The sequence below is a fragment of the Sphingomonas cannabina genome (genome assembly GCF_021391395.1).
Taxonomy (GTDB): Bacteria; Pseudomonadota; Alphaproteobacteria; order Sphingomonadales; family Sphingomonadaceae; genus Sphingomonas; species Sphingomonas cannabina.
Map to the genome: position 1 here is coordinate 3,788,642 of NZ_CP090059.1, position 19,285 is coordinate 3,807,926.

19 protein-coding genes are annotated in these 19,285 nt (G+C 65.0%); 10 read left to right on the top strand and 9 right to left on the bottom strand.

The features are described 5' to 3' along the window. Positions 1-9: 9 nt before the first annotated feature. The 6 genes from LZK98_RS17740 to LZK98_RS17765 all read right to left on the bottom strand — a co-directional run bounded on the left by LZK98_RS17740 (position 10) and on the right by LZK98_RS17765 (position 8,404). Positions 10-894: a nucleotidyl transferase AbiEii/AbiGii toxin family protein gene (locus LZK98_RS17740; RefSeq protein WP_233783843.1), complete on the bottom strand. Its 885-nt coding sequence runs from the start codon at positions 892-894 to the stop codon at positions 10-12. Then, positions 887-1,504, bottom strand: coding sequence for a type IV toxin-antitoxin system AbiEi family antitoxin domain-containing protein (locus LZK98_RS17745; RefSeq protein WP_233783844.1), 618 nt, complete (start codon positions 1,502-1,504; stop codon positions 887-889). Before LZK98_RS17745 ends, LZK98_RS17740 begins: the two co-directional genes overlap by 8 nt. 45 nt (positions 1,505-1,549) lie before the next feature. Further along, positions 1,550-4,642: a C-terminal helicase domain-containing protein gene (locus LZK98_RS17750; RefSeq protein WP_233783845.1), complete on the bottom strand. Its 3,093-nt coding sequence runs from the start codon at positions 4,640-4,642 to the stop codon at positions 1,550-1,552. Beyond that, on the bottom strand, positions 4,639-6,489 hold the full coding sequence (locus LZK98_RS17755) for a phospholipase D family protein (RefSeq protein ID WP_233783846.1): 1,851 nt from the start codon (positions 6,487-6,489) through the stop codon (positions 4,639-4,641). Before LZK98_RS17755 ends, LZK98_RS17750 begins: the two co-directional genes overlap by 4 nt. Next, positions 6,486-7,715, bottom strand: coding sequence for a DUF6361 family protein (locus LZK98_RS17760; RefSeq protein WP_264757857.1), 1,230 nt, complete (start codon positions 7,713-7,715; stop codon positions 6,486-6,488). The genes LZK98_RS17755 and LZK98_RS17760 overlap by 4 nt, the downstream gene beginning before the upstream one ends. 95 nt (positions 7,716-7,810) lie before the next feature. Continuing rightward, the gene (locus tag LZK98_RS17765) at positions 7,811-8,404 is read right to left on the bottom strand and encodes a DUF6088 family protein (RefSeq protein WP_233783848.1); all 594 of its coding nucleotides are present in this window, start codon (positions 8,402-8,404) and stop codon (positions 7,811-7,813) included. 273 nt (positions 8,405-8,677) lie between these two features. Between LZK98_RS17765 and LZK98_RS17770 the strand changes: the two genes are divergently transcribed. The 6 genes from LZK98_RS17770 to LZK98_RS20755 all read left to right on the top strand — a co-directional run bounded on the left by LZK98_RS17770 (position 8,678) and on the right by LZK98_RS20755 (position 13,657). Further along, positions 8,678-9,637, top strand: coding sequence for an ArdC family protein (locus tag LZK98_RS17770; protein WP_233783849.1), 960 nt, complete (start codon positions 8,678-8,680; stop codon positions 9,635-9,637). Continuing rightward, positions 9,634-10,017 (top strand): DUF2958 domain-containing protein, encoded by a 384-nt coding sequence (locus LZK98_RS17775; RefSeq protein ID WP_233783850.1) that lies wholly within the window; start codon positions 9,634-9,636, stop codon positions 10,015-10,017. The genes LZK98_RS17770 and LZK98_RS17775 overlap by 4 nt, the downstream gene beginning before the upstream one ends. Positions 10,018-10,182: 165 nt before the next feature. Then, positions 10,183-12,309, top strand: coding sequence for a ParB/RepB/Spo0J family partition protein (locus tag LZK98_RS17780; protein WP_233783851.1), 2,127 nt, complete (start codon positions 10,183-10,185; stop codon positions 12,307-12,309). Between the two features lie 60 nt (positions 12,310-12,369). Continuing rightward, positions 12,370-12,588 (top strand): hypothetical protein, encoded by a 219-nt coding sequence (locus LZK98_RS17785; protein WP_233783852.1) that lies wholly within the window; start codon positions 12,370-12,372, stop codon positions 12,586-12,588. A gap of 68 nt (positions 12,589-12,656) precedes the next feature. Beyond that, positions 12,657-13,070, top strand: a complete 414-nt coding sequence (locus tag LZK98_RS17790) for a hypothetical protein (RefSeq protein ID WP_233783853.1) — start codon at positions 12,657-12,659, stop codon at positions 13,068-13,070. Beyond that, complete coding sequence (locus LZK98_RS20755) at positions 13,067-13,657, top strand: DUF6117 family protein (protein ID WP_454877247.1); 591 nt, start codon at positions 13,067-13,069, stop codon at positions 13,655-13,657. Before LZK98_RS17790 ends, LZK98_RS20755 begins: the two co-directional genes overlap by 4 nt. 226 nt (positions 13,658-13,883) lie before the next feature. Here LZK98_RS20755 and LZK98_RS17805 read toward each other — a convergent pair whose 3' ends face one another. Both LZK98_RS17805 and LZK98_RS17810 read right to left on the bottom strand, forming a co-directional pair. Next, positions 13,884-14,105: a helix-turn-helix transcriptional regulator gene (locus tag LZK98_RS17805; protein WP_233783855.1), complete on the bottom strand. Its 222-nt coding sequence runs from the start codon at positions 14,103-14,105 to the stop codon at positions 13,884-13,886. Next, positions 14,102-14,491 carry a hypothetical protein gene (locus LZK98_RS17810; protein ID WP_233783856.1) on the bottom strand — a complete coding sequence of 130 codons (390 nt, stop codon included), beginning with the start codon at positions 14,489-14,491 and terminating at the stop codon, positions 14,102-14,104. Before LZK98_RS17810 ends, LZK98_RS17805 begins: the two co-directional genes overlap by 4 nt. Positions 14,492-14,842: 351 nt before the next feature. On the opposite strand from LZK98_RS17810, the gene LZK98_RS17815 reads away from it, so the two are divergent. Both LZK98_RS17815 and LZK98_RS17820 read left to right on the top strand, forming a co-directional pair. Next, a complete protein-coding gene (locus tag LZK98_RS17815; protein WP_233786631.1) occupies positions 14,843-15,877 on the top strand; it encodes a DUF7146 domain-containing protein in 1,035 nt (344 codons plus the stop codon). Positions 15,878-16,174: 297 nt separating this feature from the next. Further along, on the top strand, positions 16,175-17,098 hold the full coding sequence (locus LZK98_RS17820) for a DUF2493 domain-containing protein (RefSeq protein ID WP_233783857.1): 924 nt from the start codon (positions 16,175-16,177) through the stop codon (positions 17,096-17,098). A gap of 7 nt (positions 17,099-17,105) precedes the next feature. Here LZK98_RS17820 and LZK98_RS17825 read toward each other — a convergent pair whose 3' ends face one another. Continuing rightward, positions 17,106-17,840 (bottom strand): hypothetical protein, encoded by a 735-nt coding sequence (locus tag LZK98_RS17825; protein ID WP_233783858.1) that lies wholly within the window; start codon positions 17,838-17,840, stop codon positions 17,106-17,108. Between the two features lie 311 nt (positions 17,841-18,151). Between LZK98_RS17825 and LZK98_RS17830 the strand changes: the two genes are divergently transcribed. Together LZK98_RS17830 and LZK98_RS17835 are read left to right on the top strand one after the other, a co-directional pair. After that, positions 18,152-18,319: a hypothetical protein gene (locus LZK98_RS17830; RefSeq protein ID WP_008125146.1), complete on the top strand. Its 168-nt coding sequence runs from the start codon at positions 18,152-18,154 to the stop codon at positions 18,317-18,319. A gap of 141 nt (positions 18,320-18,460) precedes the next feature. Next, a complete protein-coding gene (locus tag LZK98_RS17835) occupies positions 18,461-18,904 on the top strand; it encodes a hypothetical protein (protein ID WP_233783859.1) in 444 nt (147 codons plus the stop codon). Positions 18,905-19,285: the final 381 nt, after the last annotated feature.

The following is a 19,285-nucleotide window of genomic DNA, read 5'->3' on the forward strand; positions in this document are numbered from 1 at the left end:
ATATCCGAATTACAACTTTGAACCATTATTATTTGAAGCGCGCGCTTGTATAGCGTGCGGCATCAGAAAATCAGCCAAGCTGTTCACGACATCTTCCAAGCTTCCCGGATTAGCGGAAACATCCCTGACAAAGGCGTTCCACTGTCGCTGTTTTTGTTCATCGTTGGCGAAAGCCGGCGTTAGTGCATCGGGCAAATCGACAGGAACCGCTGTCTCGCGCCGGGCAAACGTTGCAGCGATCGCGCGGGCGAGCCTGTCGCCGGCGAAATCGAACGACTTGCTGAGGATCCAGATGTCGTAGAAATCCTTCATGCGACTGTTCGCGCGTCCGAGCGCGACCATCGCCTGAAACTTCTCAGCAATAACAGTTTCGCGCGCGTAGGCACGCAGACGCGGTGCGGGAAACGCCAACATGGAGGGATAGTCGAGCATCTCCGCACCGGGTTCCATCGCATCACCGAAGCCGATGTCGATCGTCAGATTGATCCTGGCGCCGCTGATCGAGGCGGTTGTCCGCAGCCTCAGCCCGCCATATTCGAGCTCTTCGCGAATGCGATCGACGCGAAGAGCATCGACGTCAAATTCCGCACCATCATCATCGTTGAGCGCCAGGATGCCTCGAAATGTCGCGAGCATCGCCTCTGGTTCAGGGTCACCAAACCCCAACAGATCGAGGTCACGCGTGCCGCGATATGGATCCTCAAACCAACTCATCATCAGCATCGCACCTTTCAGAACGAAGCGGTCCGCATGCGGTGATTGGCTGAGCCGGAAGAGGAGTCGTTCGAGCGCAAAGCGCGTCAGGACAAGATCAAAGCTCTGACCGCTTGCCTTGGCGACCTGCAGGAGGCGGGCGCGCACCGAGGCGCCGATATTCTTGATCTCCTTAGCCATTGGCGGTCAGCGCCTCGAGATAGGGTCGAATGACCGTCGCGATCGCTCCTCGCTCGGCTTGCCTGACGATTTCGCCAGGGGTTGTCTTGCGTTGACGCAGCGCCTCCTGGAGGCCCTCGATCGCCACCGACAGGCCGATCTTGTTGCGATACCGGAAGCAGTCGGCGACCGTCTTGGCGACCCCAAAAATCTTTACGGGCACCCCTTCGACGGTGTGGGATTCGACACCTTCCGTAAGGAGGCGATCCGTGAAGCGCACGAGCCGAACTGGCGCCCCATCACCCTTGGGAGCCCAATCCTTTTGGCCGATGGCGATCCACACCTGCCTTGGGAGCTGATCGGTAAGTTGATGGAACGCGAGGGCCGAGACGAGACAGACCACACCCTTAGGCACCCGTTTCGCTGCCTCGGCTAGACTGTGATGCGCGTCGAGCGGCGCATCAGGGAGTTGGTAAAGCCCTCGCGCAAGTCGGAGCACCTCGCCATCCCGCTCCATGCGGCTCATAGTTGCCGCGGTCACTCCCGCGGTCCGCAGCTCGGCAAGACGCGCAATACCGCGCGCTTTCAGCACGGAGTGAGCAATGTGGCGCTGGGACGCGGTTTCGGGCATGATATGTAGGCTCGGAGTGTGACATCTATTATCCGAGGATTTGTATCATCCCCCTTCCTCCAAGGGAAGGGGGAACCGTGAGGCACCGCGACAATCTGGGGTGGCCGGTTCGGGCGCCTGACGTAGCCCCATAGCGGAGAGATCCAGCACAAGCGGGCTCAGCAGCATGCGGGTCGCCTCGCCGCCGCGCGCAAGAATCTCGATGAAGTCCTCCTGGTTGGGCTGGCCCAACGCCAGTCGGTAGATCATGCGCTGCTCGCGAAGTTGGGCGAAGCGGCTCATGTCCCGGCCAAATGGACGTTCGAAGACGTGGCGGCTGATCTCAGCGTTCTCAAGCACCCACCAAGGTCGAAGGCCGCTCACATCAACCAGCTTCTCCGCCTGGCGCTGCAGGTGATGCCAAGCAGAGCCGCCCGACACAACCGCGTGTCCAAGAGCTTCTTCGCCCAACATATTCGAAAGTCGCCGCCTCACCGCCAGCCCAGCATAGCGCTGAACGCGACCTTCGCGCTGCTCAAGGTCGAGCGGGTTGGAGGACAAATCCCAATGGACGACATGCGAACACCAGGGATGAAAATCCAGACCTTCCTGCCCCACCGACGTCGTTGCCAGCACGTGCGGCCAGAACGGCGTGTTGAAGCTTCGGCGAACTTCGTCCGGCCGCGCTGGCGCGGATGACGCGAGTGCTCCATTCACCTTGCCGGCCGGTTCCGCCTCGGCGTCGCCGAACGGAACAGCGACATGGGATCGTACCGGTATCTTGTGTGCTGGCCCGCCAACACTGTGAAAGCTAAAATTACCCGCCCGCAGGCCGAGCGAAGATTGCAAATCCTTGGCGAGGCCCGCTGCGCCCTCTGGAAGATTCTGCGCACGAAGCCAGAAATGCTCGTCGAGGACACTTTCGAAACCGCCATCGACGACGGCGCCCATCACCTGATCGACCGCGTTCTTGCCCGGCAGGGACGACAGGATCACCGGATTGTCGAGATACGCGCGCAAGCCCTGCCAGCTCAATTGTACGAGTTCACCATAACGCGCCGGATCAAGGATTGTCGGGTCATGGCGCAATAGCGCCCGACCGAGCACCACGCCCGGCGCGCCGATGGCATAGTCGACGAGATCGTCGAGTTCGGCTGGCGAGAGGCGCTCGATCGTCGGCGTTTGTCGCCATTTAAGGACAGCGGACCGGGCGCCGCGATCTTCACCGACGGCGCCGCTCCAGGCGGCGGCAGATTGTTCCGACAGCCCGGCCGCCCGCTCTATCGCGGCTAAGGTCCGGCCGATGGATCGGTGCCGTCGACGGGCCTTCACCGTGTCCTTCCCGATGATCCCCTTGGGAAGCGCCGCGAGAATCTGCCGTCTCACCTGCTTGCGGATAGCACCGACCGTCTCTCCCGCCTTCGCGAGCGGATCCGTATGCCGGATGAGCCATGGAGACGGATGAAAGGCGGCCATGACCGGTCCGGGAACGGCCGCCAGTTTGAAGCGACGCCGCCGATAGGCTTTCTCGTAGCCACCGCGTTGCTGGGGAAGGCATGACGCTTCGACGCCGAAACTCAGGAGCGCCGCCACGCTCGGCGGAGTCGCCCGAAACCGGCTGAACATCAGCAGCTTCGGGTCGGCGACTTTACCCTTCCAGCCGCCGGCAAGCGGCCACCATGGTAGGGATGGCGCTACCCACGGCAGGGATAGAAGTTTCGCCGGCGCTGCGGCGCTGAGTGCCCTGAGTTTGGCGTCAGGCCACCTCGCTGGCGCATCCAGCTTGTTGCGGCGCTCCCGTGTCATCTTCGTGAGCTTCGGCGCGGCCTTGATGGTTGCGCGCTTCCAAGCCGCGTACCGAGGCCCCAGGGATTGGGCCGGCAGTGGGACGGACGACCAATAGGGCAGCGCTTCGTATCGCACGTCTTCAGGAAAGCTATCCGCCAGATGCCGATAGATTTGGAAGTCTTCAGCTATCGGCTCCGCCGCAAGGAATTGCGTTCCAGCCAACGGATCGCCCGAGGCGACGCTGTCCCGCTCTGTCCTGGACATGACCGGTGTCAGCAGTGCGCGAAGAGCATCTCTGAGTCCGGCAGCCTCGTTGATCTCGATCTCCAGGCGGGGATCGGTCGCCTCCGCATGCACCGCGATGTCCCGCAACTTGTCGCCGAAATCAGAAAACAGAGACTTTGCGCGGTCACGGACATCGGAGCCGGCGAGGAACTCGATCAACTCCAGCAACTCGGCGTGCGCGAGTGCGCCCTGGGCTTCCTCCCATCGGGTACTGAGCAGCCGGTAGGGTGTCGCGCTGAGCAGCAGGATCGCTGGCCGAGCCACTGACCCGTGCGGCTCCAGCAGGGCCTTGAGGAGCGGGTCGGCGTCCTTTTCGTCCAATAGCTGCCTGTAACGCTGAAACTCATCCAGAATGACCAAATCGGGCGCCTGATGACGTAGGGTCGCCAGCGCCAGTGCCCGACGAAGATGACCGACGAAGGTGGTCGGTTTGAGCGGCTTTATCTTCCGCTCCTCGTCACCATACAGAGCTTGCTCGAGCCTTTCGCGCACGGGCTCTCCAAATTCAGCCGCCAGCGCCTCGCGAAAACGCCGTGTCAGATGCGGTGGCGCCGCGGCGAATTTCCTCTCGGCATCCTCGACCAGCCAATCCCAGGAATCGCCAACGCTCAGGCGCATTATGGCCGGATCGAGATCGCGAGCGAACGCCGGGTAAGCCCGGTCGAGCAGCACCTTGAGAAATGCCCGCTCTTCTTTTCTTCCGCCGGTCAGACGAGCACGCGCGCCGGGGAAGGACGTTGCCGGCGTCAGAGCATAGATCAGAACCGGCTTGTCGGGCCGCTTCGAGACGGCGATGAGGGAAAGGCGATCCGGCGTCGCAACGGCCGCCTTACGTTCCGGCTCGTCTAGGAAGCTGACGACGCGCCCCTTGTTCTGATGGGAGACCGCATGGCCGTTGGCGATGTAATAGATAACGAGAGGCCGCTCACCGTCTTCCGACATACGGCGCGCGACTTCCTTCGCGACGATGGTCTTTCCCAGACCGACTTCATCGGCCACGAGAAAGCGTCGGCGCCCGCCTTGATTCGCAAAGGCGGATAGCGCGGCATCGACGGCCGCTGCCTGGAACGGCTTGGGGGCGCTCACCGACGCTTCCCCTTGCGCTCTTCGCCGAGGCCGACCCGCAGCTTGCCCCAAAGCTCCTCGAAGCGCCGCAGCATCGCAGCGGTTTGCGGGTCTTCCTGGCCGGCCTGTTCCAGCACCGCCGGCAGGTATTCTGAAACGCGGCGTTCGATTTCGCGAAACTTGTTCTGATCGCGCGACCAGGCCGCGAGCATCTCCTCCAGCGTCGGCAGTGCGGGGTCAAGCGCTGGATTTGCACCGGGGGCTGCACGATCCTGTTGCTTCTCGATCGTCCAGTCATCCTCCCCATCGCGGCCGTCATCAGCCAACAGTCCTGCCAGCCAGAGAAGAAAGCCCCTCGCTCCCAGAAATCGCACGAAGGCCGCACGATCGCGCTCTTCGCCGAAAGGCGGGTCGGCAGGGGCGCGCTGCAGCCAGGAAAGCCCCTTCGCACCGCGGCTGACACGCAAGCGCACGAATTCGCTCCGTTCGGCAGGAAGCGTCGGCCCAAGCGCCACCGTTGTCTGTCGCCGCAGCCAAGCTTTGAGTTCGCCGTGCAAGGCGCCGACTTCGAGCAGGATGTCGGCTTCCTCGGGATGCGGTCCATCGGGATAGAGATCGGAACCATGGACGAGACGGATCTCATCCCCGTCGATGCTGAGCGTGCTCGCCCACCGCGCTGCGACCTGCGCCCGAGCTCGCTCGAGCGCTTCTTCTTCCAGCGCCGCGGCGTCCGGCTGATATTCGGTATCCGGCGCCTCGACGATCCGCGCCGAGTCGAGCAACGCCTTCAGACCTTTCTCCAGAGCCTCGGTGATCTGCAACTCGGCGATGACCTCCGCGTTGCGGCCCGTCCACGCCCGCATGGTGGCGTTCGCGCTTCCGAGCCATAGGGTCCGCTTTCGTCCCGCGCGCACGAACAGCAATTTGGCATGGAGGCCTCGGCCGATCTCTGCCTCCTCGTCATCCGCAGTGTCTGCGTCAGATGCCGATCCGGTGTTCGCCTGCTCCGGCTCCGGGTCGCCGATGGGATAATCCGGCGCATCCAGCGCCAACAAATCGTCGAACGAGGAGAGCGACGGGCCGACCCGCTCGATCTCGCGCATGGTCGTTAGCAGCACGCGACGGGCCGGCTTCGGCCCCTTCGACACTTGTCCGGCCAAGAAATTCTTATCGATGAACGGGCTCACGACGACGATTTCATCGGCCCCCGCCGGTGGAACTGGGGCTTGCAGTTCTCCTGTCCCCGTAAACCAGCGAATTCGCTCGACGCGCACGCCGGCGGGCGCGCGCCACGGGATCTTCGTAACCGCAGTCGCGAGGGAAGCAGGCCGGACTCCCTTGAGCTCGGCACGCTCAGCTAACGCGCGTGCCAGATCACCTGCCCCTGTGATCGGGCCTCCGCCATTCTCTCCCGAAACAAGCAGAAGTCCTATGTCACGATTGACGCACTCGGTGAGATTTCGGCTTCCAATCCAGAGCCGCCAGCCGGTCTCGCCGCTTTCGCTCCGTGTCCGCATCAGCGCTGCCTTGGGATGCCAGCTATGGGTCGCTTCGTCGAAATCGACTTCCCGCACGAATTGGTCTAGCACCGCCGCGATCCGCGGCGTTCGCCGCATCTTCGCAAGCCGGCCGCGCTGGATGATGATCCGCACCTTCCCGCGCAAACGCTCAACGGCATCGGCGAAATCGGAGGGGCTGCCTCGCCCTGCCTCATTGTCCTTGCCGGCGAGGGCTAGCAAGGCCGCGCCGATGGATCCAAGGTCTGCCGAATAAGACGCCAGCAACGCCAATTCGACATTCTCGTCAGGGCCGGGACGCAGGCCTTCCAGAAACGAAAGAGCTGGCCAACTGTCGGCCGCGCCGCTCATTCGGCACCCGCCAGATCATCGAGAAGCGTACTGACCTGCTGCCACCGGTAATGCAGGGGTCCGGCCAAGCCATGTTCATCACTCGACCACTCGAGTCGCCGAGCCCGCCCATTGGGGGTCGGCGCAAGCCGCGCGCGCGGTCCCTTGCGCGCCTCGGCTGCGGTATAGACGTCGGAAAGCGCGACAGGATTCCCCGATCCCGCAGCAATCCAGTCCCTCGTCGCCGTCACCACAGCAAGCAATTTCGCCGGCAGAGGTCCAATGTCCGCTTCGAGCGCCGTTATATCGAGCCCAGCTGCGATCGGACCCTGCTCCGCGAGGATAACCCCGAGATGCTCGCGGTGACGGGCCGAGACTTGCCGCTTGTCATCGATCTCGACGATCCGCTCCAGCAGCGCGTCGTAGACGGCGCGGCCGATGCCTGCGAGACTAGCTGCCTGCCGCGCGCGGATGAGCGGGCCATGATCGGCGCCGGCGATGGCGTATGTTTCGTTGGCCCACATCTCGGCAGGAGCCGCAACCTCGGTTCTGACCAGCCTCGCCAGCAGCGACAGTTCACGGCCACCATTGCCGCGTAACTGCGCTAGGCGCTCGCGCAGGAACCCGGCCTCCGCCTTCTTCAGACGAAGCGAGATGTCTCCGCTCTGCCAATTCTTCGGACGATCGGGAAGTCGCACGAAAGGCGGCTCGAAGCTCAGGAGAGGCTGACCATCGTCGTCGGTGGGCGAGCCGACGGTCTTCAGTAAACGATGCGCCTGTCCACGAGAAATCGTCCGACCGTCCAGCCGCGGACGCAAGATCCCCCAAACCGCAAGCGCGTTCCAATAGACGGTAGACGGCGGTTGACTTGAGGGATTTGGAAAGACACGGCCGCCGATCACCTGGGCTTCGCCTGCGTCTTTCAGCCGTCCTGCGAGCAATCTCTCGCGTTCACGCAAGGCGCGCTGCGCAGCCGGTCCGATTATGCCCGCGAGATCCTCGAACAACCAGGGTACGAACAACGCGTAACGCGCGCGGGTATGCAAGACCGACGTACCGGGAAAGAAGTGGTCGGCGTATCGCTGGTGAATCGTCAGGAAGCCGATCTCGTCGCGCACGCCCATGGACTCTTCGTCCATCTGCGCCTTCGCGCGAGCGAGCGCTTCACGCGAGAGATAGGTCCAGCCAAGCGCAGGTTCGATCGCCGGTGCGCGTCTTATTCGGGATCGTCTCGCCGCCTGTCGCAATGCCTTAGCTCCGGAACCAGGACATCGGCGCCGCGGTCAACTTGTTGCCGGAAGGGACGACAACCGCGCACTCGAACCCGGGGAGTTGGAGAGCATCAGCCATGCGCGACCTTCCCGACACTTCGCGCCAGCCATGTCGGAAGCTGCGGCGCCGCCGCGACCAACTCGTTGAATGCAACGGGTGCAAGCTTCCGCTTCAGGGTCTGCAGGGCTATCTCGGCCCTGTCGGGTCCTAACCACGCCAAGGCGCGTATCGCCTCCCCCCCGGGCCGCTGAGCCAGCGCGAATTGCCATCGTGGCGCGTGGCGAAGCTCAATGATCTGCTTTCCAAGTCTCATCTTCCTGGAGCGCCCCGACGTCAGATAGACCAACCGAGCCGGCACCTGTGCGGTAAGCCCAAGACGGTTAGCAGCCGCCGCGCCGCTCGAGACGATGACCTCACCGCGCTGAGCAGCGATCGCTTCTACTGCTAGCTCCACAGACGGAGCCCTCACACCAAACCGACTCGTAACAGGCAGCAGGTACACACCCCGCCCAGCCCGAAGCAGTTGCCCCCGCTCGGCAAGGCGCGACAAAGCCTGATCCACCGCCGCCCGGTTTCCGAGATGGAGCAAGCTCTTGGCCGCGACCGGCGTACCTTCAGGCAGCCCCTTCGCGTGCGAAAGAATCTGTTCGGTCAAGCGTTGCATGGCCATCCCCCTGTCAGAAATATGCGTGGATTTCTGACAGTTTGCAATGCGCGAGCCTGTGGCCCGTGTGCGGAGATCGCCCCATTTTTACGAATGAGGTTGGCACCGATTGTATGGGGAAAGCCTTCCCCTGCGGCCGAGCCTGCCGTCTCGGCCGACCCCTTCTGCGGGGAGACCCCGCAACGCCCCCGAGAGTGAGAGTGCGGCCCGGCCTTGCCGTGACGGGTTGAGGGCTGGGAGAGAGGCTCCCGGCGCCCGTCGCGGAGATCCGCGATGTCCAGAAAGACCGCATCTGCTCGCCCCGGCCAGGACCGGGCGAGCCTCTATGACGAAATCACCGGTAAGATCATCGCCGAGCTGGAGGCCGGCCGTATCCCTTGGGTCCAGCCTTGGGGGACGGCGGCAGCGGAGGCGCCGCTCGCCATGCCGAGTAATGCCGCCACCGGCCGGCATTACTCGGGGATTAATGTGCTGATCCTCTGGGGTGCTGTCGTCGAACACGGCTTTCCCGGCCAGAGCTGGCTGACCTTCCGTCAGGCGCTGGCGCTCGGCGGCATTGTCCGCAAGGGCGAGCGTGGCACGACAGTTGTCTATGCCGACCGCTTCGTGCCCGACGATGAAAAGAGGCGCGCCCGCGAGAGCGGCGACGAGGCCCAGGCGATCCCGTTCCTGAAGCGGTTCACGGTGTTCAACGCCGCGCAATGCGAGGGCCTGCCGGAGGAGGTCGCGGCCGGCGCGCCGCCTCCCCAACCCGGTCTGATCGAGCCCAAGGTCGAGGCGTTGATCCGCGCGACCAGCATCGACTTCCGCATCGGAGGCAGCCGGGCTTTCTACGTTCCAGCGCTCGACTATGTGCAGGTCCCGCCACCCCAGGCCTATTTCGAACCAATCAACTGGCACCGGACCGCGCTGCACGAACTCGGTCACGCCACTGGCCACCTGTCCCGTCTCGGCCGCGATATGACCGGCGGCTTCGGCACCAAGAAGTACGCGTTCGAGGAGCTGGTCGCCGAAATGAACGCCGCCTTCTGCTGCGCGTCGCTCGGCATCGTGCCGACCGTGCGGCACGCGGATTATATCGGCTCCTGGCTGGAGGTTCTGCGCGACGACAACCGCGCCATCGTCCGGGCCGCATCACAAGCGAGCAAGGCGGCCGACTGGCTGCTCGGCTTCGTGCCGGCCGAAGGCGCCGAGGTTTCAGCCGAGCCCTCGATCGACAGGAGAGCGGCATGATCCTCCTCATGCCCGAACTGCGCGAGCAGCTTCTCGCCAACGGCCGCCAGCGCGAGGCCGACCACATCCCTGTGGTGAAGTTCTTCAACCCGCTCGGTGAAGGGGTCTGGCTCGCCACAGAACTCGACGCGGACGGCGACACCCTGTTCGGCCTGGCCGATCTCGGTGAACCCGAGCTCGGCTCCTTCAGTCTTGCCGAGATGATAGCCGTGCGGCTGCCGCTCGGTCTCGGCATCGAACGCGATATCCTTTTCGAGGGCCTTTATCCGATATCAACCTGGGCCGAGATGGCCCGCCGGACCGGTAGCATCCGCCACGCCGAGCGCATGCTTCACGCCGTCCACAGAAGCGCGACGTCCAGGAAGTCCGTAAATCCGTAGATCCGTAGATCCGTAGATCCTGTGGCGGCGGGTCTGCGTTTCGGCGTCTCCCGTCGCCACGCCTGGGGTGCCAGCCAGTGGAGAGTGAGAGGGAGGACGGGATTTTCGTGACGGGTTGGAGGTCGAGAGAGAGGCTCTCGGCCGCCCGTCGCGGAGTAAATCCCGATGGCTACTGCAGCTCAAAAGATCGTCCTGTCGTCCTCGCGCGACATCCCCTTCAACAAGCTGGTCTTGAGCCAGTCGAACGTCCGGCGCGTGAAGGCTGGCGTCTCGATCGAGGATCTCGCGGCATCGATCGCCCGGCGCGGCCTGATCCAGAGCCTTAGCGTCGTGCCCGTCGCCGATGCCGAGGGCAACGAGACCGGCATGTTCGAGGTGCCCGCCGGCGGCCGCCGCTTCCGGGCGCTGGAGATGCTGGTCAAGCAAAAGCGCCTCGCCAAGATCGCGCCGGTGCCCTGCGTCGTGCGCGAGCGAGACAGCGCCATCCTCGCTGAGGAGGTCTCGCTCGCCGAGAATATCGAGCGCGCGCCGCTCCATCCCCTTGACCAGTATCGCGCCTTCCAGGACATGCGCGACAAGGGCATGAGCGAGGAAGACATCGCCGCAGCCTTCTTCGTGCCGGCCCAAGTCGTGAAGCAGCGTCTACGGCTTGCGTCCGCGTCGCCCGCGCTGCTCGACGTCTATGCCGAGGACGGCATGACGCTGGAGCAGCTCATGGCCTTCACCGTGTCGCACGACCATGCCCGCCAGGAACAGGTCTGGGACGCGATCAAGGACGCTTGGTCCAAGGAGCCGTACCAAATCCGGCGCATGCTCACCGAGACCACGGTGCGCGCCTCGGACAAGCGGGCGGTGTTCGTCGGCGTCGAGGCCTATGAGGCCGCCGGCGGCCTCACCATGCGCGATCTCTTCCAATCCGACGATGGCGGCTGGTTGCAGGACGCGGGTCTGCTCGACCGCCTGGTCGCCGAGAAGCTGAAGGCCGCGGCCGAGACGATCGCGGCCGAAGGCTGGAAGTGGATCGAGGTCGCGGTCAGCTTCCCCTATGACGCCACGCGGGGCCTGCGCGAGCTGCAGGGCGAACCGCTCGACCTTTCGGCCGAGGAGCAGGCCACCGTCGAGGCGCTCAACGCCGAATATCAGAAGCTCGAGGCCGACTATGAAGACGCCGACGAGCTGCCGGACGAGGTCGATCAACGCCTCGGCGAGATCGAGACGGCGCTCGCCGCCTTTGAGACACGGCCGGTGCGCTTCGAGGCGGACGACATCGCTCGCGCGGGCGTGTTCATCAGCGTCGCCCATGACGGCAGCCTCGACATCGACCGCGGCTACGTGCGGGCGGAGGATGAAGCGCCGATCGAGCCCGAGGGCGAGATCGGCGTGGGCGCCGGCGGCGATCCGGCCGAGCCCGTCGTGCAGCGGGCAGTCATCACCATCGGCGGCCAGCCTGCCGAGCCCGAGGACGACGAGGATGACGGCGTCATCAAGCCGCTGCCGGAGCGCCTAGTCATCGAGCTCACGGCCTATCGCACGCTCGCGCTGCGCAACGCCGTCGCGGAGAACCCGCACGTCGCCCTGACCGCGCTGCTCCACAAGCTCGTCTCGGACACCTTCATGACCCGCATGTACACGGGCGCCATGGAAGCCGGCGTGAAGCACGTCTTCTTCCCGGCCCAGGACGATGCGCTGAAGGACAGCCCGTCCGCGCGCGCGGTGCAGGACCGCCACGCCGCCTGGGCGGGCGACATCCCGAAGGAGGACGACGCCCTCTGGGACTGGCTCGCGGGCCTGGACGACGCCAGCCGGATGGCGCTCCTGGCGCATTGCGTCAGCTATGGCGTAAACGCGCTCTATGAGCGCCCGAACCCGTACAGCGGCAACGGCGTGTCGCAGCACACGCTCGACATGCGGCTCGCCCAGGCCGACCGCCTGAGCCGGGCGACCGGGCTCGATCTTGTCGAGGCCGGCTGGCGTGCGACCTTCGGCAACTACCTCAACCGGGTCACCAAGCCCCGCATCCTGCAGGCGGTCCGCGAGGGCGCCGGCGAGCAGGCCGCGCAGCTCATCGACCATCTGAAAAAGGGCGACATGGCCAAGGAGGCCGAGCGCCTGCTGGCTGACACGGGCTGGCTGCCGGAACCGCTGCGCCTGGTTGCCGAGGCCGAGGCGTCGACGCCGGAAACCCAGACCGGCGGCGAGGATGAGGGTGCGGCGCTGCCCGACTTCCTCGCGGGCGATGACGAGGAGTCCGCCGGCGAAGAGGACGAACGCCACCTCGTCGCGGCCGAGTGATCGCGCAGGCGGGGCGGCTTCGGCCGCTCCGCCCATCCCTCCAACCCAAGGAGCTGCGCCATGTCGCAATCCAGCCCGGCGCCCCGGCGCGTCGTTTTCCAATATCTCGTTCCCGTGCATGTCGAAGTCGAGGACGGGCTCGTTGCCCGCGTCACCGTCATCGACGAGACGCCAGTCCGCGCCCCCACCGTCGTCGAGGGCGACCCCGCCGATCTCGACGATGCCGTGCGAGCCGCCGACGACGGCCAGGCTTGGCCGTCCTGGCGGTTCGGCTACTAGCCCGACCACCTTTCAATCCCTTTCGAGCCCGGCCCAGCGCCGGGCTTTTTTCGTTTCAGGAGCCCGCCATGACCGATTTTCTCAGCCGCTTTTCCTGCCTGCTCGACGTCGGCACCGCCGCCAACGCGGCGCGCGCCTTCGACATCTACACGGCGCTCATCGGCGAAAACGCCCGCGACGACCCGCCGGCCGAGCCGTTCCTGCTCTCGCTTTCGCCCGAATACGGACCGGCCCGCCTTTGGCTGCGCGATCCCGGCAGCGCTGACCAGCAGCTCGCGATCACCTTCGTGACCCGCTGCGCCGAGGCCCTCGGCCTAACCGGGCGCTGGGGATTCCAATGGGCGAACATCGCCTCGAACCCCGTCGTCGACGGCTTCTCCGGCGGCGCCCATCTCCTCGATCTTTCGACCGGCCGGACGCTCGAATGGATGAGTACCGGGCGCTGGCTCACCGACCGGATTGCCGAGGGAGGCGTGCGATGAGCATTCCCCACCATGCCCGCGCCAACTTCCAGACGCTGCTGCGCGCCGCGACCAGCGGCGACCTGGCGCTGATGGAATGCACCGAGGTCGCGACGGGCGAGGCCCGCTACGTCATCTGCGCCGTCGGGCGCGATGACGGCGAAATATGTGTTCACCCCGTTCGGCCATCTGGCCGACGGCAATCCGTTCGAGCTTTATCGTCCGCCCGAGGCCTCGACCTGAAGCCGGACGGCTTCGAACAGGTCCGCGACGATCGCGCGGGCCCTAGCCGGAAACGCCGCGTCGCCGGCCGGCACGACGAAGCCGTCGAAGCCATGCGTCGGGTAATAGGCGTTCAGCACGGTGACGATCCCATTCAGCTCGGCCGTCGCCTTCAGGCCAGCGGCCTTGGCGAAGGCCAGCGCCTTCTCCAGATCGTGGCGGACATCTCGGCGGCAGCGATCGTCGCTCCAGCCCTCAGCTACAAGGAACGCCTTAAGCACCAGCTCGGTGGCGATGGCGATCGCGTAACAGATCTCTCGCGGATCGCCAGCTCGCGGTTGATGCTACCCGCCTGTACCAGACCGCGACCTCCCGTTTGCCGTTGACCCGCCCAAAGCCATCGGGCGGTTCTGCGGAGCCGCGCCGGTCTTCGGGTCCCAGAACGAGCTGTGTCATGCAATTGACGCCGATCCCGACGCCGCCCGGCGAGCAATCGCCGAGCTTCAGCGTCGCACGTTCCAGCGATGTGCCGGTGAACTGGCGATAAGCCCTAGAAAGAGAATGGCGCTGACGAGCCCTGGTTGGCAAGGAGCGGTCAAGTTCGATAGCCGGTCAGCGCGATCCGCCAAGGAGGCCGTCGAGGTGCGGGTTAGGAAAAATGGATTCCACGTCCGCACCGAACACGGCGGCAATACGATAGGCCAGATCGAGCGATGGATCGTGCTTGTCCGTCTCCAGGGCAATCACCGCCTGGCGCGAGACGCCGACGCGGGCGCCGAGCTCTTCCTGCGTCCATTTCCGTCCGTTTCTCAGCTCCCGCAGGTGGTTCTTCATCCGCGGCTCGTTTTGACGAAAGGCGTAATGAACGCAAAAGCCAGCCAGAAGAGAGGATAGATCAGCCATCCCGGCGCGTGGACCACATCCGCATAGCTCTCCAGAAAACCCCACGAGGCAAAGAGAGTGACGCTAATGCCCCAAGCGAGAATGAACCGCTTCAATGTCAGAGCGCGAGCGAACTCGTCGCCGCTGCGGATCAACCGGAGCGTAGCCCAGACATGGCCGAGGACGGGAAGCGCGACGGCCAACCCGAGCGCCCACTTCGCACCGGCGCCGAGATCTTCGAATGCGCCGCTCATCGCCAGTGAATTGATCAAGCCGTAGATTGTGAAGCAGATGACCGTCTGGAAGGTGTAGCGATTGTTTGCCGCCGGCGTGAACATGGGGACCTCCGCAATGTAAGGACAACCTTACACCCACCAGATGTAATGTCAACCTTACATCTGGTGGGTACTAGAGGCCTGCCGCTATGCGGAGCTCCGCCGAGCGCGCGGGTGGCTTCGCGCTGCAGCGCCGCCGCCGCGTCATCCTGGCGCCGGGCGGCCGCCAAAACCGGCAAAACCAGGCAGGAATCTACGGCGATCGACGGCGAAAAGGCCATAGTCGAAACCGAGTTCTTCGCAAAAGATCAGATGGACGACGACGCTCCCGAAGCGGCCGCGGCCGAAGAACGTCAACGACTTGCAGTATGGTCCGCTGGCAACGGCGGGCCTCTTCTTATGGGAAGACGACCAATGGCGCAAAACCCGCATGATCTTGCGCTCCGTCTCGCCGATCGGGCTGAGGCGGTCTGCAGCCATTACCTCTCCAGCGGCCGCCGCGAGGGCGGCTACTGGCTGGTCGGCGACGCGCGTAATACGCCCGGCCGCTCGATGTATGTCCGACTCAAGGACACGCCCAAGGGTCCAGCCGGCAAATGGACCGACGCAGCGACCGGCGAACATGGCGATCTTCTCGACGTCATCCGCGAAAGCTGCGGCCTTGTCGACTTCAAGGACGTCGCCGAGGAGGCCCGGACCTTCCTCAGCATGCCACCCCCTGAGCCGGAACCTCGCGAGCAGCAGCGGCAGAGCCCGGCGCCGCACGGCTCGCCCGAAGCGGCCCGCCGTCTCATCCGCATGTCGCAGCCGATCTACGGCACGCTCGTACAGGCGTATCTCCGGGAACGCGGCATTACGGATTTACGCGGAACCGGAAGTCTGCATTTCCACCCGCACTGCTATTATCGCCCGGACGAGCACTCCCCGACAGAGACATGGCCCGCGATGATCGCAGCCGTCACCAGCCTCGACGGCAAAATCACCGGCGCACATCGCACCTGGCTCGATCCGCACCGCCGCGACAAGGCGCCGATCGACACGCCAAGGCGGGCCATGGGCGATCTTCTCGGCAACGCTGTCCGCTTCGGCGTCGGCGGCGAGGTGATGGCGGCCGGCGAAGGCATCGAGACCGTCCTGTCGCTCCGCCAGGTCCTTCCCGAGATGCCGATGCTGGCGGCGCTCTCAGCGGCGCATCTCGCCGCCATCCTGTTCCCCGACACGCTGCGGCGGCTCTACATCGTCCGCGACAACGATCCGGCCGGCGACGGGGCGCGCGATAGCTTGATCGAACGGGCGAACACGGCCGGGATCGAGGCGATTGTCATCTCGCCGGAGCTGGGCGACTTCAACGAGGATCTGCGCACCCTCGGCCTGGACGCATTGCGCATGGAAGCCCGGTTGCAGGTCGCGCCGCAGGACGTCGCTCGCTTCATGGCGTTGGCGGCATAGACGACAGGAGAACGGACGTGCGGGCCGCCGCCGTACTCGGCGGATGCGTCAATCCGTCGGAGGGGGACCGCGCCTCGGCCTTCGAGAGGGCGATCGGCCCACAAGCCGGCCAGCCGGGGAATGGCGGCGGCCGACTATTTTCCGGCGCGGCCTGAAGGCCGCTTTCCATCGCGAGGCAAAATAGCCGGCCTTAGCCATCGAGCCCTGCGCTTGCGCTCCGGGTGCCCGCCCGTCCGGCCCGTGGGCTTCGTCGCCATGAAGGCCGCGACGGTCGCGGTCCAACCGACGGAGCATCCCATGCGCGAGCACCACGACTGCGAACCGCACCACGAATCCTCACCCACCGACCATGTCCTCAACGAACTGCAGCTTCACGGCTACCGACCCTTCGCCGACGAGCCCGATCAGCGGCTTCTGCCCGACGGCAACCAGGTCGCGGGCGCAATTGCCGACATCTTCGACGCCCTGATCGTCACGCTGGAGGATACTCGCCTCGAACCCGACCTCGACGATCTCCTCTGGTCGACCGTCAACGTCTTCCACCGCGCCACCGACCGGATCGGCCGGGAACTGGACGACAACGAGCAGGCCCAGAAGCGGGCGCAGCGCGAACAGGACGGCAGCGAGGTGAAGTCGGTCGAACTGGAGCGCCTGATCGCCGAGGGCATGACGCTGATCGAGCGGCAGAACGCGTTCGAACTGATGCGCGACCAGGCCGCCGATCACTATGAGCGCCACGTCGGCAAAACTTGGCTCCCGCGCAGCGGATCGAAGGTCAACCATCGCAATCTGACCTCGGCAATGATCGACAGCCGCGATTTCCTGATGGCGAAGAAGCGTGCCGACCAGGAGGTCCTCCTGCCGCCGGGCCCGAAGATCGTCGTCACCGGCGGGCTCGACTTCAATGACCACCGGCTGATCTGGGCCAAGCTCGATCAGGTCCACGAGAAGCATCCCGACATGGTGCTGATCCACGGCAAATCGCCGAAGGGTGCCGAGAAGATCGCCTCGCTCTGGGCAAAGAATCGGAACGTCCCGCAGATCGGCTTCGGGCCCGACTGGACGAAGCACGGCCGGGCCGCACCCTTCAAGCGCAACGACAACATCCTGGAGATCGTGCCGAAGGGCGTGATGCACTTCCCGGGCACCGGCATCCACGACAACCTTGCCGACAAGGCCAAGAAGCTCGGCATCCCGGTCTGGAAGTTCGGCGGCGCGTGAGCGCCGCCTAGCTCAAGTCGACTTTCCAGAACTTCAACACGTCCTCAACCTCAGCCTTCGGGTAATGGAGGTACTCTGCATTGGCCAAATCGGACCGCATCTTCGACTTACGCTTCGCGATTTCACGCTCAATGCGCTGCGTGAATGGTGCAGTGCCGGGCGGCAGGATGCCCGGGCGATCGGGGCTCGGCCAGCTCTTCGGGTAATTGGACGGCGTCCAACCTGATCGTACCTCTTCCGCCTGCGATTGCACGGACTCATGCTCGCATGCCCACCCATAAAGATGAAACGAGCAGACCCGCAGCATCGCCTTGATCTCAGGGAGCGTGTCAGTGAATCCCTTCAGCGATGTCGGCAACCACACCATGTTCGCGACGCACGAGAAATAGCGAGGATCCTGCACTACATTGCTGCGCTGAGCGAACGACGGATCGTCGTAGCCCCAGATATGGCAGACCGTCCAATTCTTAGGCTTGGGGGCCGCCACATCGAGCGCCGCCACCAGGGCGTTGAGCGCCGCCACATTTCCCTCGAACTTCTCGGCAGTGACGCCCGTCGCCTTGCGCGTGTTGGTATATCGGCGAGACCAGCCGGCATCGTAGAGTGGGCGACCTCGCGCCGTGTGCGGTGCCCACACCGGAAGCGCGCGGAAAGTGTCTGGATGAACCCACCGCGCGGTTCGCTCAATCAGCTCAACGATCGCAGGAATGTCGGCCCGCAGCGCCTCGTTGCCGTCAGGCACATGAAATCCACTCGCCACACTTCCCCTGCCGATACTGTCGCCTCGGCTGCGCGAGACATCCGGCTGAAGTCTGGCACCTGGGCTGTTGATATATTCATCGACTACCATTTCGGACCGGCCGACGCACCCCCCGCTTCTCTGCGCTGATCCTTGGTCAGACTGATCGCTTGACGCCATCAACCCGTAAAGGGTCGGCTATGCGAGCATGCCGCCGCTGCGGCTTCGCCTGCGCGGTGATTGCAGCGCTCAGCCCGACACATCGGGCACCTGTCAGCGGGGGATGGCCCTCCGCTCGAACAGGAGCCGGATCAATGTCCCTGAACGACGCACACGCCTTCGCCTTCAGCCTCGCCACCACGCTGATGGCCGCGATCATCATCTTCCAGGCCGGCGACGGCACGCTGTCGGTCACGCCCGCCAGCGAATATGACGGCGACACCGCCGCCATCGTCCATGAGATCGACCCCTTCGCCCCCTGACCGGGGCGACCCGGTCGCAGGAGCGGAAATCGCCGCCGATTTCCGCTCCCGGCACGCGCGCTCCTGCGCTATACTTCAGCCGCGCCGTGGTGGTGGTGGAATGCGCGACCGTCAGACCTTGTCCACACGGAGGCCACCACCATGATCATCCTCGCAATACTTGCATCCCTCGCGGCGATAGGCCTGCTTTGCTGGCTGCTGTTCACGCTGGCCGTCTTCGCGCTGCCGGCGTTCATCGGCGTGACGGCGGGCGCCTGGGCGCACGGCACGGGCGCCGGCATTCCTGGCGCCATCCTCGTCGGCGCCGTCGCGGCGGCGATCACGCTCGCCGCCGGGCATCTGCTCATTACCTTCGTCCGGCCCATGTGGCTGAAGCTGATCGTGGCCGCGGCCTTCGTCGCGCCGGCGGCGATCGCCGGCTTCCATGCCACCCATGGCATCGTGAAGCACCTCATGCCGTCCGACGCGTGGCAGATCATGTTCTCCGTCATCGGCGCGGTCGCGGTCGGCATCACCGCCTTCGTGCGGGTCGCGGGAATGGCGGCGGCTCCGGCCCCGTCCGGCCGGGACCTTGCGAGCGCCTGATCTTCGTCATCGCCGTCAGGAGGATCAGGGCAGCCGTGGTCGTGGTCGTCCCATCGTCTCATGTCGGAGCGATGGGCGCGTGCGGTGCGGATCGACGCTGGCCCGGAAAAGCGGTCCTCGCTGGAGCGCTGCAGGGCAGACCCATGTCTCGGCGGGGCACCGGACATCCGGCGCGGGGATCTCCGTGGTGGCGGCGGAAGGCCAGGATGCAGCAGCGTCAGCCTGGCGGGAGGAGACGAAGCCGGTGAGCATGTCGTGACGCCGGTTTGCCGATGTAGGACGGCCGCCATCTTCTCCGTTATCTGACCGTGCCTCGACCGCTCCAAACGGCCTCTTCAATGGCCTGATCTGGCCGAAGGCCGGCTGCGCCTCGATCGCTAT

Coding starts and splice junctions, on each gene's coding strand:
- LZK98_RS17740 (WP_233783843.1), bottom strand. CDS start 894: ATGGCTAAGGAGATCAAGAATATCGGCGCCTCGGTGCGCGCCCGCCTC.
- LZK98_RS17745 (WP_233783844.1), bottom strand. CDS start 1,504: ATGCCCGAAACCGCGTCCCAGCGCCACATTGCTCACTCCGTGCTGAAA.
- LZK98_RS17755 (WP_233783846.1), bottom strand. CDS start 6,489: ATGAGCGGCGCGGCCGACAGTTGGCCAGCTCTTTCGTTTCTGGAAGGC.
- LZK98_RS17765 (WP_233783848.1), bottom strand. CDS start 8,404: ATGCAACGCTTGACCGAACAGATTCTTTCGCACGCGAAGGGGCTGCCT.
- LZK98_RS17770 (WP_233783849.1), top strand. CDS start 8,678: ATGTCCAGAAAGACCGCATCTGCTCGCCCCGGCCAGGACCGGGCGAGC.
- LZK98_RS17775 (WP_233783850.1), top strand. CDS start 9,634: ATGATCCTCCTCATGCCCGAACTGCGCGAGCAGCTTCTCGCCAACGGC.
- LZK98_RS17780 (WP_233783851.1), top strand. CDS start 10,183: ATGGCTACTGCAGCTCAAAAGATCGTCCTGTCGTCCTCGCGCGACATC.
- LZK98_RS17785 (WP_233783852.1), top strand. CDS start 12,370: ATGTCGCAATCCAGCCCGGCGCCCCGGCGCGTCGTTTTCCAATATCTC.
- LZK98_RS17790 (WP_233783853.1), top strand. CDS start 12,657: ATGACCGATTTTCTCAGCCGCTTTTCCTGCCTGCTCGACGTCGGCACC.
- LZK98_RS20755 (WP_454877247.1), top strand. CDS start 13,067: ATGAGCATTCCCCACCATGCCCGCGCCAACTTCCAGACGCTGCTGCGC.
- LZK98_RS17805 (WP_233783855.1), bottom strand. CDS start 14,105: ATGAAGAACCACCTGCGGGAGCTGAGAAACGGACGGAAATGGACGCAG.
- LZK98_RS17810 (WP_233783856.1), bottom strand. CDS start 14,491: ATGTTCACGCCGGCGGCAAACAATCGCTACACCTTCCAGACGGTCATC.
- LZK98_RS17815 (WP_233786631.1), top strand. CDS start 14,843: ATGGCGCAAAACCCGCATGATCTTGCGCTCCGTCTCGCCGATCGGGCT.
- LZK98_RS17820 (WP_233783857.1), top strand. CDS start 16,175: ATGCGCGAGCACCACGACTGCGAACCGCACCACGAATCCTCACCCACC.
- LZK98_RS17830 (WP_008125146.1), top strand. CDS start 18,152: ATGTCCCTGAACGACGCACACGCCTTCGCCTTCAGCCTCGCCACCACG.
- LZK98_RS17835 (WP_233783859.1), top strand. CDS start 18,461: ATGATCATCCTCGCAATACTTGCATCCCTCGCGGCGATAGGCCTGCTT.